Origin of the sequence: Streptomyces sp. RG80 (assembly GCF_040446465.1) — a bacterium.
In the GTDB taxonomy this organism is placed as follows: Bacteria; Actinomycetota; Actinomycetes; order Streptomycetales; family Streptomycetaceae; genus Streptomyces.
The window spans coordinates 515,006-528,690 of record NZ_JBEAAJ010000009.1; the positions used below are offsets into that span (position 1 = coordinate 515,006).

14 protein-coding genes are annotated in these 13,685 nt (G+C 71.4%); 3 read left to right on the forward strand and 11 right to left on the reverse strand.

All coding sequences use genetic code 11. The features are described from left to right. The first annotated feature begins 11 nt into the window (after positions 1-11). Complete coding sequence (locus ABKA17_RS32105; RefSeq protein WP_353695808.1) at positions 12-596, forward strand: DUF6529 family protein; 585 nt, start codon at positions 12-14, stop codon at positions 594-596. Continuing rightward, positions 593-1,006 carry a Rieske (2Fe-2S) protein gene (locus ABKA17_RS32110; RefSeq protein WP_353695809.1) on the forward strand — a complete coding sequence of 138 codons (414 nt, stop codon included), beginning with the start codon at positions 593-595 and terminating at the stop codon, positions 1,004-1,006. The genes ABKA17_RS32105 and ABKA17_RS32110 overlap by 4 nt, the downstream gene beginning before the upstream one ends. Here the strand turns inward: ABKA17_RS32110 and ABKA17_RS32115 are convergent, their stop codons facing one another. Both ABKA17_RS32115 and ABKA17_RS32120 read right to left on the reverse strand, forming a co-directional pair. Next, positions 1,007-2,029 carry an ADP-ribosylglycohydrolase family protein gene (locus ABKA17_RS32115; protein ID WP_353695810.1) on the reverse strand — a complete coding sequence of 341 codons (1,023 nt, stop codon included), beginning with the start codon at positions 2,027-2,029 and terminating at the stop codon, positions 1,007-1,009. Continuing rightward, positions 2,026-2,745 (reverse strand): NUDIX hydrolase, encoded by a 720-nt coding sequence (locus ABKA17_RS32120; RefSeq protein ID WP_353695811.1) that lies wholly within the window; start codon positions 2,743-2,745, stop codon positions 2,026-2,028. Before ABKA17_RS32120 ends, ABKA17_RS32115 begins: the two co-directional genes overlap by 4 nt. 85 nt (positions 2,746-2,830) lie before the next feature. Here ABKA17_RS32120 and ABKA17_RS32125 point away from each other — a divergent pair, with 85 nt between their 5' ends. Next, positions 2,831-3,760, forward strand: coding sequence for a DUF72 domain-containing protein (locus tag ABKA17_RS32125; RefSeq protein ID WP_353695812.1), 930 nt, complete (start codon positions 2,831-2,833; stop codon positions 3,758-3,760). Between the two features lie 33 nt (positions 3,761-3,793). On the opposite strand, the gene ABKA17_RS32130 is transcribed toward ABKA17_RS32125, so the two are convergent. From ABKA17_RS32130 to ABKA17_RS32170, 9 genes are all read right to left on the reverse strand, one after another. Continuing rightward, on the reverse strand, positions 3,794-4,339 hold the full coding sequence (locus tag ABKA17_RS32130; protein WP_353695813.1) for a TIGR03086 family metal-binding protein: 546 nt from the start codon (positions 4,337-4,339) through the stop codon (positions 3,794-3,796). A 268-nt stretch (positions 4,340-4,607) separates the two neighbouring features. Then, complete coding sequence (locus ABKA17_RS32135; protein ID WP_353695814.1) at positions 4,608-5,729, reverse strand: pseudouridine synthase; 1,122 nt, start codon at positions 5,727-5,729, stop codon at positions 4,608-4,610. An 11-nt stretch (positions 5,730-5,740) separates the two neighbouring features. Continuing rightward, complete coding sequence (gene scpB / locus ABKA17_RS32140) at positions 5,741-6,391, reverse strand: SMC-Scp complex subunit ScpB (protein WP_353695815.1); 651 nt, start codon at positions 6,389-6,391, stop codon at positions 5,741-5,743. Further along, the gene (locus ABKA17_RS32145) at positions 6,388-7,410 is read right to left on the reverse strand and encodes a segregation and condensation protein A (RefSeq protein ID WP_353695816.1); all 1,023 of its coding nucleotides are present in this window, start codon (positions 7,408-7,410) and stop codon (positions 6,388-6,390) included. Before ABKA17_RS32145 ends, scpB begins: the two co-directional genes overlap by 4 nt. 18 nt (positions 7,411-7,428) lie before the next feature. Then, positions 7,429-7,998: a hypothetical protein gene (locus tag ABKA17_RS32150; RefSeq protein ID WP_353695817.1), complete on the reverse strand. Its 570-nt coding sequence runs from the start codon at positions 7,996-7,998 to the stop codon at positions 7,429-7,431. Further along, positions 7,983-9,119, reverse strand: a complete 1,137-nt coding sequence (locus ABKA17_RS32155) for a ParA family protein (protein ID WP_353695818.1) — start codon at positions 9,117-9,119, stop codon at positions 7,983-7,985. The genes ABKA17_RS32150 and ABKA17_RS32155 overlap by 16 nt, the downstream gene beginning before the upstream one ends. A 413-nt stretch (positions 9,120-9,532) precedes the next feature. Beyond that, complete coding sequence (ald, locus tag ABKA17_RS32160) at positions 9,533-10,648, reverse strand: alanine dehydrogenase (protein WP_353695851.1); 1,116 nt, start codon at positions 10,646-10,648, stop codon at positions 9,533-9,535. Positions 10,649-10,792: 144 nt separating this feature from the next. Continuing rightward, positions 10,793-12,856: a tetratricopeptide repeat protein gene (locus tag ABKA17_RS32165; RefSeq protein ID WP_353695819.1), complete on the reverse strand. Its 2,064-nt coding sequence runs from the start codon at positions 12,854-12,856 to the stop codon at positions 10,793-10,795. Positions 12,857-13,006: 150 nt separating this feature from the next. Continuing rightward, the gene (locus tag ABKA17_RS32170) at positions 13,007-13,633 is read right to left on the reverse strand and encodes an NUDIX domain-containing protein (protein ID WP_353695820.1); all 627 of its coding nucleotides are present in this window, start codon (positions 13,631-13,633) and stop codon (positions 13,007-13,009) included. Positions 13,634-13,685: the final 52 nt, after the last annotated feature.

Genomic DNA, 13,685 nt, shown 5'->3' on the forward strand with positions numbered 1-13,685 from the left:
AGGGAGCCGACATGACCGTCGATCCGAACGCCGCCACCCAGGCCTTCCCGCCTCCGCCGCCCGCTCACCGGCAGCCGGGCCCGGCCCGCTATCTGGTCCCCGCGCTGGTCGCCGCCGCGGTCGCGGTCGCCCTCGGCGTGTACGGCAAGGCCCACGACCCGGCGGGGACCGCGTTCAACCTCGCCGGCTTCAGCAGCACGGGCGCGGTCAAGTCGTGGCTGGCCACGGTCGCGATCTTCTTCGCGGTGGTCCAGTTCGTCTCGGCACTGATGCTGTACGGCAAGCTCCCGGGCCCGAGCTGGTCGGGGGTGCTGCACCGCTGGTCGGGCCGTACGGCCTTCCTGGTGGCGGTGCCGGTCGCGGTGCACTGTCTGTACGCGCTCGGCTATCAGACGTACGAGACGCGCGTTTTCTGGCACTCGCTCCTGGGTTGCTTCTTCTTCGGTGTGTTCAGTGCCAAGATGCTGCTGCTCCGCTCGGAGCGACTCCCCAACTGGCTGCTGCCGATCGTCGGCGGGCTCGTCTTCACCGCGCTCACGATCGTCTGGCTGACCTCCGCCCTCTGGTTCTTCCGCACCTTCGGAGTGACTACATGACGACTCACGGCCCGACGCGACGCACGATCCTCCTCGCGACGGGCGCCGCGGCGTTCACCGTCGGCTGCGGCGAGTACGGCGACGAAGGCGACTCCGGCTCCGACACGGTCGAGGCCTCGTCCGGTCAGGAGCTGGCGAAGACCGGCGACATCCCGGTCGGCGGCGGCACGATCTTCAAGGACGAGAAGATCGTCGTCACCCAGCCGAAGGAAGGCGAGTTCAAGGCCTTCACCAACATCTGCACCCACCAGCAGTGCCCGGTGGCCAACGTCGACGGCGGCACCATCAACTGCACCTGCCACGGCAGCAAGTTCAGCATCACGGACGGCTCGGTCGCCCACCCGCCGGCGACCCAGCCGCTGGCCGAGAAGAAGATCACCGTGCAGGGCGACTCGATCCGACTGGCCTGATCAGGCGTCCCACAGGGCCCCGAGCGTCACCAGCTCGCTCTGGTACTCGATCCGGTCCGCCCACGCGGTGGGCCATACGTCGGCCCCGTGGTACGCCCCCGCGAAGGCCCCCGTCAGACAGGCGATCGAGTCGGAGTCCCCGGCCGTGCAGGCGGCCCGCCGCAGGGCCGTCACCGGCTCGTCGACGAACAGCAGGAAGCACAGCAGCCCGGTCGCCAGGGCCTCCTCGGCGATCCAGCCCTCGCCGGTGGCCAGACACGGGTCGGTCTCCGGCGAGACCGTGCGGACCGCTTCCTGGAGGCGGTTCAGGATCTCCAGGCACTCGTCCCAGCCGCGCGCGATGAAGTGCTCGGGCGTCGGATCCTGGCTGCGCGTCCACAGGTCGCCGAGCCAGCGCTCGTGGTAGCGGGTGCGGTTCTCCACGGCGTACGACCGCAGCAGCCCGACCAGTCCGGTCGGCTCGGCGCCCTGCGCGAGCAGCCGTACGGCATGCGCGGTGAGGTCGGACGCGGCCAGCGCCGTCGGGTGGCCGTGGGTGAGCGCGGACTGCAACTGGGCGGCGCCGGCGCGCTGTTCGTCGCTGAGGCCGGGGACGAGGCCGACGGGGGCGACCCGCATGTTGGCGCCGCAGCCCTTGGAACCGATCTGGCTGGCGTCCTGCCAGAGGCGGCTCTCGCTCTTGAGCAAGTTGCAGGCGACGAGGCAGGTGCGGCCCGGCGCGCGGTTGTTCTCCGGTGACTGGTACCAGTCCACGAACTCCTCGCGCACCGGACGCTCCATCCGCTTGGGCGCGAGCAGTCCGCGGTCCATGGCCGTCCGCAGCCCCCGCCCCAGGGCCAGCGTCATCTGGGTGTCGTCGGTGACGATCGCCGGCTTCGGCAGCTCCATCTCCCGCCACGGCCCGCACTTGGCGAGGATCGACGGCACGTCGTTGAACTCGGTCGGGAAGCCCAGCGCGTCCCCCAGGGCGAGGCCCAGCAGGGCCCCCGTGGCGGCGCGCTTCCTGACGGTCGTGGCGGTCATGCGGGACGTCCTTCCCGAGGCGTTCGGAGCAGGGGCGGGTGCAGGGTCGTGGCCGTGCCCGCGCGGTACAGCGCGGCCGGCTTGCCGCGGCCGCCGGTCAACCGCGCGGCGCCCGGGACGGGTTCGACGAAGCCCGGCGTGGCGAGCACCTTGCGGCGGAAGTTGGGCCGGTCGAGGGCGGTGCCCCACACGGTCTCGTAGATCTGCTGGAGCTCGCCGAGGGTGAACTCGGGCGGACAGAAGGCGGTGGCCAGGCAGGTGTACTCGAACTTGGCGCCGACCCGGTCCCGGGCGTCGGCCAGGATCCGGTCGTGGTCGAAGGCGAGCGGCCCGGCCTTGTCGTACGGCATCCAGCGGGCGTCCGCCGCGTCGCTGCCGCCGTGCGGTTCGGGCGGGTCGGGCAGCAGTGCGGCGAACGCGACGGAGACCACCCGCATCCGGGGGTCGCGGTCCGGCTCGCTGTAGGTGCGCAGCTGTTCCAGATGGAGCCCGGAGAGGTCCGCCAGCCCGGTCTCCTCGGCGAGTTCGCGTCGGGCGGCCGTTTCGGCGGACTCGTCCGGCTGCACGAAGCCGCCGGGCAGCGCCCACTGTCCGGCGTACGGCTCCTGTCCGCGCTCCACGAGCAGGACGTGCAGGGCGCCCTCGGTGACGGTGAGGACGGCGAGATCGACGGTGACGGCGAAGGGTTCGTGGGCGTACTTGTCGTAACCGTCCACGTGCCCCCACCCCTCCCCGCTCTTAATAGTCACTGCGACTATAAAAGCGCCGGATGGGATCGCACAACCCGGGTAACCGCACCGGATGGGCGAGATCCTGGTGGGCACGTGTTCATGGACGGACCGGGCGTTGACGGGAAGCGGCTGGTATCCGCCGGGCCGACGCGACGCCGAGGGGCGGCTGCGGCACTACGCCGAGCGGTTCCCGGTCGTCGAGGTCGACTCGGCGTACTACGCGCTGCCCGGCGCCCGCACCGCCCGGTTGTGGGCCGAGCGGACGCCGCCGGGCTTCCTCTTCGACGTCAAGGCGTTCTCGCTGCTCACGGGGCATCCGACCCGGAGTTCGGTGATGCCGGGCGGCCTGCCCGCCGAGCCAGGGAACCCGGCGGTCCTCGACGAGGTGTGGGCGCGGTTCGCCGAGGGCGTCGAGCCGCTTCGGGCGGCCGGTCGGCTCGGCAGCGTGCTGTTCCAGTTCCCGCCCTGGTTCCGGCCCGGACAGCGCGCCGGGGCGTTCCTGCGCGAGTGCGCCGAGCGGACCGCCGGGTGGCCGGTCGCGGTGGAGTTCCGGCACCCCGGCTGGTGGCGCAGGGAGTGGGCGGACGTGACCTGCGCGCTGCTCGCCCGGTACGGCATGACCGCCGTGGCCGTCGACATGACCCAGACACTCCCCACCTCGATCCCGCCCGTCGCCCCCGTCACTTCCCCTCGGCTGTCCGTGGTCCGCTTCCACGGCCGCAGCGCCGCCTGGGGGACGGGCAGCAAGGAGGACCGCTTCCGGTACGAGTACGGCGAGCACGAACTCGCGGAGTGGCTGCCCCGTCTGCGCTCCCTGGCCGGGCGGGTCGAGCAGCTGCACGTCCTGTTCAACAACTGCTGCGGCACGGCGGCCGTCCGCGCCGCGGAGACGATGCGGCACCTGCTCGCACGCCCGGACCGGCCCACGGGACGGGACGATCCCGCCACCGTCCGGAGCGCGGAACGGCAGCCGTCAGGGAGGGCGTCGCGGGAGCCGTAGCCACCGCACGTCTCACCCCTGCTCACGCCGCCCTCACTGCGCGAGGGGCTCGCTCCGCCCCAAGAAGGCCAGGAGCCGCACGTCCGGCGGCGCACAGGCCGGCACGGCGACCGGTTCCCCGAACCGCACCCCCCGGTCCTCCTCCCCGACCACGCACCGCGCGACGGACAGCAACTCGGCCGCGAGGGCGTCCGGGAGAGGCCGGGGCCGCCCGCAGGCCTGGGCCACGTCCCAGCCGTGCACGGCGATCTCGACGGCGCCGACCGCGCCCATCACCCGGACGTCCAGCGGCCGTTCGCCCACCACGACCCCGCCCGGCGGACCGGCCGCCCACGCGCCGAGCACGGCGCACGCGCGCGTACGGAAGCCGCAGACGCGGTCGGTCTGCGGCACCAGCCCGATCCGCCCGCCGGTCAGCCCCTCGTGCAACGCGTCCAGGGAGTCGTCGAGATGCCCGAGCAGCTCCCCCAGATCCCACTCGGCACAGGGCGTGGCCCGGCCCGGACCCGCGCTCCCCACCACGGCGACGCTCCCCAGCGCGTAGGCGAGCGAACGCTCCAACAGCTCCCCGGGGTTCACGACCGCACCCGACCGTCCGCCACAAGGGTCCTCAGCGGCCACTCAGGCGCCTCCGGCGACCGGCGGGCCCCCGAGGGCCATGACCGTCGCGCACGGCCCTCCAGGGCCGTCAGGCACGTTCCGTACTCCTCGCGGTCGGTCGGCGTAGTAGTCATCCCCGCTCCCTTCGCCCGTTTGGAACACAGACCGTCGGGAGCGTCAAAACGCATCGGCCGGCCCCGGAAGAGAATCCGGAACCGGCCGTCGTGCGAGCGAGACCCGCGGGGACCTACAGGTCGACCTCCTGCATCAGCATGCCGACCTCCGTGTTGGACAGCCGCCGCAGCCAGCCCGACTTCTGGTCACCCAGGGTGATCGGGCCGAAGGCGACCCGCACCAGCTTGTCGACCGGGAAGCCGGCCTCCGCCAGCATGCGGCGCACGATGTGCTTGCGGCCCTCGTGCAGGGTGACCTCGACGAGGTAGTTCTTGCCGGTCTGCTCGACGACCCGGAAGTGGTCCGCCTTGGCGTAGCCGTCGTCCAGCTGGATGCCGTCCTTCAGCCGCTTGCCCAGGTCGCGCGGGATCGGGCCCACGATGTGCGCGAGGTAGACCTTCTTCACGCCGTACTTGGGGTGGGTCAGTCGGTGCGCCAGCTCGCCGTGGTTGGTGAGCAGGATGACGCCCTCGGTCTCGGTGTCGAGCCGTCCGACGTGGAAGAGCCGGGTCTCCCGGTTGGTGACGTAGTCGCCGAGGCACTGCCGGCCCTCGTTGTCCTCCATGGTGGAGACGACACCGGCGGGCTTGTTCAGCGAGAAGAACTGGTACGACTGCGTCGCGACCGTCAGGCCGTCGACCTTGACCTCGTCCTTCTCCGGGTCGACCCGCTTGCCCTGCTCGAGGACGATCTCGCCGTTGACCTCGACGCGCGCCTGCTCGATGAGCTCCTCGCAGGCCCGCCGGGAGCCGTAGCCCGCGCGCGCGAGGATCTTCTGGAGCCGCTCGCCCTCCTGCTCGGCGCCCGGGAAGGTCTTGGGGAGCTTGACGTCCTTCTTGTTCGCGTACCGCTCGCGGTTGCGCTCCTCGGCCCGCGCCTCGTACTCACGGGAGGTCGCCGGCACCCAACGGCCGCGCCCGGTGCCCTGGCCCTGCTTCGGCCCGCCCTTGGCACCGCCGCGCGCCGAGGCACCGCGCCCCGACTTCGGACCCTCCGGGGAGGCGCCGGGGCCCACGTCGTAGCGGCGCTCCTCGGGGCGGGGCTTCTTCGGCCGGCCGCCCTGGTTGTCGTCCCGGGAGTTCCCGGCACCGCGGTAGTTACCGCGGCCACCGCTGCTCCCGCCGCGGCCGCCGCTGTTGCCACCACGGCTCCCGCCGTTGTTTCCGCTGCTGTTCCTGCCGCTGCTGCTTCGCATCAAAGTTCCGTCTAGTCGTCTGCGTCGTGTTCATCCGGCGCGTCAGGAGCGTCCGGATCGAACGACGGAACCCCTTCCTGGGTCTCGGCCTCGATCGCCTCCGCCTCCGGGAGGAAGGGCGCGAGCTCCGGGAGCTCGTCCAGACCGCGCAGGCCCATCCGCTCCAGGAAATAGTTCGTCGTCGTGTACAGGATCGCACCTGTTTCGGGTTCCGTGCCCGCCTCCTGGACCAGACCGCGCTGAAGGAGGGTCCGCATGACCCCGTCACAGTTGACTCCGCGGACGGCCGAGACCCGGCTGCGGCTCACCGGCTGGCGGTAGGCGACGACCGCGAGGGTCTCCAGGGCCGCCTGGGTGAGCCGGGCCTGCTGGCCGTCCAGCACGAAGCCCTCGACGGCCGCCGCGAACTCGGGGCGGCTGTAGAAACGCCAGCCACCGGCGATCAGCCGCAGCTCGAAACCGCGGCCCTGGGCGGTGTACTCGTCGGCCAGTTCCCTGAGCGCGTCCGCGATCCGCCGCTTGGGCCGCTGAAGGATCTTGGACAGATGCTCCTCGGTCGCGGGCTCGTCCACGACCATCAGGACGGCCTCCAGGGCGGGCTTCAGGTCGAGGTCGGCGACGGTGTGCGGCCCGGTCGGGACGTCGGTGGTCTCCTCGCTCACGCCTTGTCCTCCTTGGGCGGCTCGGGCGGTCGGTCGAACTCGTCGGTCACCGTCGGCTCGGCGTCGCCCTCCCCGCCGGTCCACCGCACGATGAGATCACCGAGGGCGGTCTCCTGGTCGAGCTCGACGGCCTTCTCCCGGTAGAGCTCCAGCAGCGCCAGGAACCGCGCCACGACGGTGAGGGTGTCGTCGGTGTCCTCGATCAGCGACCGGAAGCTGGCCTCGCCGAGCTCCTTCAGCCGGGCGACCACGATCCCGGCCTGCTCCTGCACGCTGACCAGCGGGGCGTGGATGTGGTCGACGTACACCTGCGGCTTGGGCCGGGGCTGCATCGCCTTCACGGCGAGCTTCGCGAACCCTTCCGCGCCGATGCTGATGACGACCTCGGGCAGCAGCTCGGCGTGGTGCGGTTCGAGGCCGACGGTACGGGGGTAGCGCCGGGCCTCCTCGTCGAGGCGCCGGTTGAAGATGTCGGCGATCTGTTTGTACGCGCGGTACTGCAGGAGCCGTGCGAACAGCAGGTCCCTGGCTTCGAGGAGCGCGAGATCGGCCTCGTCCTCGACCTCGGCGGCGGGCAGCAGCCGGGCGGCCTTCAGGTCGAGCAGCGTGGCGGCGACGACGAGGAACTCGGTCGTCTGGTCGAGGTCCCAGTCCGACCCCATCGCCCTGATGTGCGCCATGAACTCGTCGGTGACCCTGGACAGCGCGACCTCGGTGACGTCCAGCTTGTGCTTGGAGATCAACTGGAGGAGCAGATCGAAGGGCCCCTCGAAGTTCGCGAGCCGCACCTTGAAGACACCGTCGCCGGGCTCCTGGGGCTCGTCGGGTTCACGAACCGGCGCCTCGGGCTCCGCCCCGGGTACGACGACCTCGGGCTCCGCGACCGGGGTTTCCGTGACCTCGGGCTCCGGTTCCGCCGCCACCGGTACCGAGGCGGCCACCGGAGCCCCGGGGCCCCGCCCCAGCACACGCCGACGGCCGGCGGGGGCGCCGGGGGTGGGAGCGTCGTTCGAGGTCATGGCCCCCGCAGGCTACCGCTACCGCCCGCGCAGTCGTCGTACGAGAATGCTCGCGTCTCCCCGGGACTCCAGATCGGCCAGCACCACGGCGACCGCCTCGCGGACGATGCGGCCACGGTCGACGGCCAGCCCGTGCTCGCCCCGGAGCACCAGACGCGCGTGCTCCAGATCCATGAGCTCCTCGGCGGAGACGTACACGGTGATCTTCTCGTCGTGCCGCTCCCGGCCGCTGGGCCGGCGCGCGGCCGCCCGGCCGCCACCGCGCTGCTTGCGCGGCGCGTCGGATGCGGCAGAACCTTCCTGCGCGTCCTGACGTCGCCCGGAGCGCTCCGCGGCCGCGTCTCGGCTGCGGGACTCGCCGGCCGCGGCCGGCTCCGTGGCGACGTGCTCCGCCCCGTCGCCGTCGCCGCCCTGCGCGGGCACCGACTGCGGCGCGTCCTCGGACGCGGCCCCGTCGCTCTCCCCCGCGGGCGCGGGCACCCGGGCGTCGCCGTTGGCCCCCCGCCGCGGAGTGGACGGCTGGAGCGCCATTCCCCCTGTCGTACGGAAGAGTTCGTCGGCCCCCGGCAGACTCACTCGGCGTGACACCGGGCGAGCACCTCCCTGGCGAGCTGACGGTAGGCGGCGGCGCCGACGGAGTTGGAGGCGTACGTGGTGATCGGCTCACCGGCGACCGTGGTCTCCGGGAAGCGGACCGTGCGCCCGATGACCGTGTGGTAGACGTGGTCGTCGAACGCCTCGACGACCCGCGCGAGCACCTCACGGCTGTGCACGGTGCGCGAGTCGTACATGGTGGCCAGGATCCCGTCGAGCTCCAGCTCCGGGTTGAGCCGCTCCTGGACCTTCTCGATGGTCTCCGTCAGCAGTGCGACACCACGCAGCGCGAAGAACTCACACTCCAGAGGCACTATCACCTTGTGCGCGGCCGTCAGGGCGTTGACGGTGAGCAGACCCAGCGAAGGCTGACAGTCGATCACGATGTAGTCGTAGTCGGCCATGAGCGGCTTCAGGGCCCGCTGGAGCGTCGACTCGCGCGCGACCTCGGAGACCAGCTGGACCTCCGCCGCCGACAGGTCGATGTTGCTCGGCAGCAGGTCCATGTTGGGGACCGCGGTCTTCAGCAGGACCTCGTCGGCCGCCATGCCCCGCTCCATGAGCAGGTTGTAGACGGTGAGGTCGAGCTCCATCGGGTTGACACCGAGACCCACCGACAGCGCGCCCTGCGGGTCGAAGTCCACGAGCAGCACCCGGCGTCCGTACTCCGCGAGCGCGGCACCCAGGTTGATGGTCGACGTCGTCTTGCCGACGCCGCCCTTCTGGTTGCACATCGCGATGATCTTCGCGGGACCGTGATCGGTCAGCGGACCCGGGATCGGGAAGTACGGCAGCGGGCGACCGGTCGGGCCGATGCGCTCGCGGCGCTGCCGGGCAGCGTCGGGAGCGAGCGTGGCCGCGTACTCGGGATCGGGCTCGTACTCGGCGTCGGGGTCGTAGAAGTGCCCCTCGGGCAGTTCGTCGTAGTCGGCGAACTGGTTGTGGGGCGCGCCACTTCCGTCGCCGGCCATGGCGTTCACGTGATGGCCATCCATGCTCTGGTGTGCTGACAGAGTCACTCGGGAGTTCAGGTGACCCTGGTGGGCTGCGAAGGTGCGCACCGCGACGGAGCCGACAGCCTCGAACCCCGCGGGGCCCTCGGCCCGTGCAGGCATTCCTGGTTGACCACCCCCGGGAGTAAATGTCGACTCATTCACAAGTCGTCTTACCTCCTTGGTGACCAGGAAACTTCTAGACAAGGTCAGCGTGGCACCATGCCGACGGTTGGCGACTCTATGGCGTGTCGGGTGTTCACAGCAACACAATCCGCCGGACCCGGCAGGATGTGTCGGCAATCAAACATCGCGCTGTCAAGGGCGTACGGCCGTCGCACGGCAGGTTTCACCGGTGTACGAATCGACCAAAGGGTTACGTTCGAGGCGAGTTGACCGAGCGTCGCAAAGTGACCATACACACATCCGGCCGGACCTTGTCGGGCAAGGTCCGGCCGCAGGTGAGTGATTGACCCGCCTTGTTGACGTATCGCCTTTACGAAAAGGTGACTTAGTCCTCCGGCGACTCCGTGGGGTCAGCCGAGGAGCGTCTCCAGCTCGATGTGCTCCAGGCCGTGCGCCTCCGCGACCTCCTTGTAAACGACCTTGCCGTCATGGGTGTTGAGACCCTTGGCGAGCGCCGGGTCGCGCCGCAGCGCCTCGGCCCAGCCGTGGTCGGCCAGTTCGACGATGTACGGCAGCGTCGCGTTGGTGAGCGCGTAGGTGGAGGTGTTGGGGACCGCGCCGGGCATGTTGGCGACGCAGTAGAAGACCGAGTCGTGGATCTTGAAGGTCGGTTCGGCGTGCGTGGTCGGACGGGAGTCCTCGAAGCAGCCGCCCTGGTCGATCGCGATGTCGACAAGGACACTTCCGGGCTTCATCCGGGCCACGAGCTCGTTGGTGACCAGCTTCGGGGCCTTGGCGCCCGGGATGAGGACCGCGCCGATGACGAGGTCGGCGTCCAGGACGGCCTTCTCCAGCTCGAAGGCGTTGGACATGATCGCCCGGACCTTGGTGCCGAAGACCTTGTCCGCCTCGCGGAGCTTGTTGATGTCGCGGTCGAGCAGCGTGACGTGGAAGCCCATGCCGACGGCGATCTGGGTCGCGTTCCAGCCGGAGACACCGCCGCCGATGACGACGGCGCGCGCGGGCTGGGTGCCGGGGACACCGCCGGGCAGCACGCCGCGGCCGCCGACCGAGCGCATCAGGTGGTAGGCGCCGACCTGCGGGGCGAGCCGGCCCGCGACCTCGGACATCGGGGCCAGGAGCGGCAGCGCGCGCGAGGGCAGCTCGACCGTCTCGTAGGCGATCGCGGTGGTGCCGGACTCGATGAGCGCGTCGGTGCACTCCTTGGAGGCGGCCAGGTGCAGGTAGGTGAAGAGCGTCTGGTCCTTGCGGAGGCGGTGGTACTCCTCCGCGATCGGCTCCTTGACCTTGAGCAGCAGGTCGGCGGTGGCCCACACCTCGTCGGCCGTGGCCAGGATCTGCGCGCCCGCGGCGACGTACTCCTCGTCCGGGATCGACGAGCCGAGGCCCGCGTTCTGCTCGATGACGACCTGGTGGCCGTGGCGCACCAGCTCGTGCACGCCGGCGGGGGTGATGGCCACCCGGAACTCGTTGTTCTTGACCTCGCGGGGGATGCCGACCTTCACGTCGATCACGGTCCTTGGCTCAGGGGATGTGGGGCAATACAACACGTACCCGGCCATGCATGAGCACACCAGGATGCACCGCAGGAGAAGGTGCGGCAGAGCCAGTCTAATGAAGGTGTTCCTGCTGTCTAGCCTTTCATTGCATCAATCTTCAGCAGGTGTACTACGGATTTCGCAGGCATCAGAGTCTTGTTTCGGAGGATCGGGCTGTTCCGGTTCCGCTTCCGCCTCGGAAAACTCCTCCCCCAGCAGCCGCTCGGCGGCCCCCCGGTGCAGCCCGGCGGCGGCCGGATCGCCGAGGTGTTCCAGGGTGTCGGCGAGCCTCAGCTGGAGCGCGGCCTGCAGCCGTACGTCCTCGGCGCGCCGCGCCCACTCGACGGCCTCCTGGCAGGTGCGCAACGACTCCTCGGGCCGGCCGGCGTACTCCTGGACGCGTGCCAGTTCGCTCAACGCCCGTGCGTGGGCGGCGACATCGCCGTTCTTGCGGTGCCCGGCGACCGCGGCCCGCCATCCGCGCAGCGCCTCGCCGTAGCGGCCCGCGTAGGTGTGCGCCGCAGCAATCCGGCCGTACAGGCGCGCGGCGTCCGGGCGCTCGTCCCGGGCCAGCCGCTGGGCGAGGGCGCGGCCGAACCAGTCGGCGGCCCGGTCGTAGTCCCCGAGCTCCAGATGCGCACCGCCTACGGATTCCATCGCGCGACCGGTCGCATACGGGTCGTTCGCCTCGCGTCCGGCGTCCAGCGCGGCCCGGTAGCGGGTCAGCGCCTCCCGCGTCCGACCGGTCTGCGCGTCCAGGTCGCCGAGGTTCAGCAGCGCCGCCGCCTTCTCGCGGGGCAGCTCCCGGCGCTCGGCCACATCGAGCACCAGCCGGTGGATGCCGTACAGGTCGGGTGCGGCGGCCTGGGTGCCGAAGTGCGCGACCATCGCCCGGACCAGCTGGGACATCAGCCGGCGGGCGAGGGTGTCGAGCTCCCCGTCGGCGACGGCGAGACGGGCCGAGGCCAGCAGGGCGGCCTTGCGGACGCGCAACCAGTCCTCGGCGGCCCGGGGGTGCGGGAACCGCAGGGAGCGGGGCATGCCCTGGAGCTTCTCGCGGGCCTCGGGGCTGTCCGTCTCGGTGATCGCGCGGCACGACTGGAGCAGCCGGACCGTCCGCTCCAGCATCCGGGCGCGGGCCAGCTGGAGCTCGCCCGGGCGGTCCTGGGTGTCGGCGAGGGCCTTGAGGAGGGGGTGCAGACAGCCCGGCACCTCGTACTGCGGCAGCGGCGACTCCACCGCGTGCAGCAGCCCGAGGGCGACGAAGTCGTCCAGGGTGGTGCGGGCGCCGCCCACCGAGCAGCCGGCGAGGGCGGAGGCGGTGTGCGGGTCGATCAGACCGGCCGGGGCGAGGGAGAGCAGTCGCAGTATCCGGGCGGCGGCGCTGGGCAGGGCGGCGTAGGCGAGACGGAACATCCGGCTGAGCGGGGTTCCCTCGTCACTCTCCGTGCGCAGCTGCTTGGCGAGGTCGGCGACGGCGGCCTTGGGGCGGGCGGCGAGCCAGCCGCCGGCCAGCATCAGGGCGGCGGGGTGGGCCTGGCACTCCTCGACGAGGCCCTCGGCGGCCCGTGGGTCGACGGTGATGCGGACCGAGCCGGTGTACCGGGTCAGCAGCTCCAGGGCGGACTTGGTGTCGAGGCCGCCCAGGGTGCAGGGGCGGACGTCGGAGATTCCGGTGAGCGGGCCGCCGGACACGGCTACGACCAGGCAGTCCGGGCTCTCCGGCAGCAGCGCGTCGACCTGGTCCGCGCTCACCGCGTCGTCGAGCAGCAGCAGGGCGCGCCGGTCGGCGAGGGCTTCGCGCAGGGCTGCCGTCAGGTCGTCCTCACAGGCGCCGGCCGGGGTCGGCAGGTCCAGGGCGGTGAGCAGTTCGCGGGCGATGCGTTCGACGGGGACGGGGGTGCCGTCGGGCTCCCCCAGCCGGGCGCGCAGCACTCCGTCGTCGTAACGCTCCGCGACCTGGCGTACAAATTCCTCGGCGAGTGCGGTGCGGCCGGAGCCGGGTCTGCCCGCGATCAGGAGCACCCGCGCGCGCGGGGCCTTCCTGCCGGAGAGGGTGTCGAGGCCCGCTCGCTCGATGTCGGCGAGCAGCTCCTTCAACTCCCGTGTCCGGCCCAGGAAATGACCCTCGGCAGACAGCTGAGGGCCGCCTGTGTCCACCGCCTGGTCCGTCACGGGCCACACTCCCGTCCCACCGCACGCGCAAAGCCCGCCGGGACTCCGGTTCGGGCATTTCAGAGCCTAGTTCACGCTCTGCAACGTTCCGGGAGGAGCACGGCGGGCACGTCGCCCGATCGGATCAACCGATGGTCACACCATCGGCGTTCAGGCCTCGAACGGACGCGCCGGCCAGGGCGCGTCCGCGGGCCGCAGCGCGTCCAGGCCGTCCCCGGCCCGGGCCGCTACCAGCGCCAGCACGCCCACGACCAGGCAGTTGTTGTGCAGCTCACCGGCGAGCACACCCCGTACGAGCTCGTCGAGGGGCACGCGCGCGTACTCCAGGTCGATCTCCTCGTGCTCGACCTCGAAGCGCTCGCCCTCGGCCTCCGACAGGTTCCGGGCGAGGAAGATCCGTACGGCCTCGTCGCAGCCGCCCGCCGTGGTGTAGACGTCGGTCAGCACCCGCCAGTCCTCGGCCTTGACGTGCGCCTCCTCGTACAGCTCGCGCTGGGCGGCGTGCAGCGGGTTCTCGCCGGGCACGTCGAGCAGGCCGGCCGGGATCTCCCACAGCTTCTGACGTACGGGGTGTCGGTACTGCCGGATGAGCAGGACGCGGCCGTCGTCGTCGAGGGCGAGGACGCCCACCGAGCCGGGGTGGACCTGGTAGTCGCGGCGGACGACCGTGCCGTCGGGCATGACCACGTCGTCCGTGCGGACGGAGGTCTTGTTGCCCACGAAGGGGGTCTCCGTCGCGCGGATCTCCCACTCCTCGGGGGTGTCCTTGATCGTCATGCCCGTCCTTCCCGACGTCGCAAAAGAAGCCGGGGCACCCGCCTTTTGAATG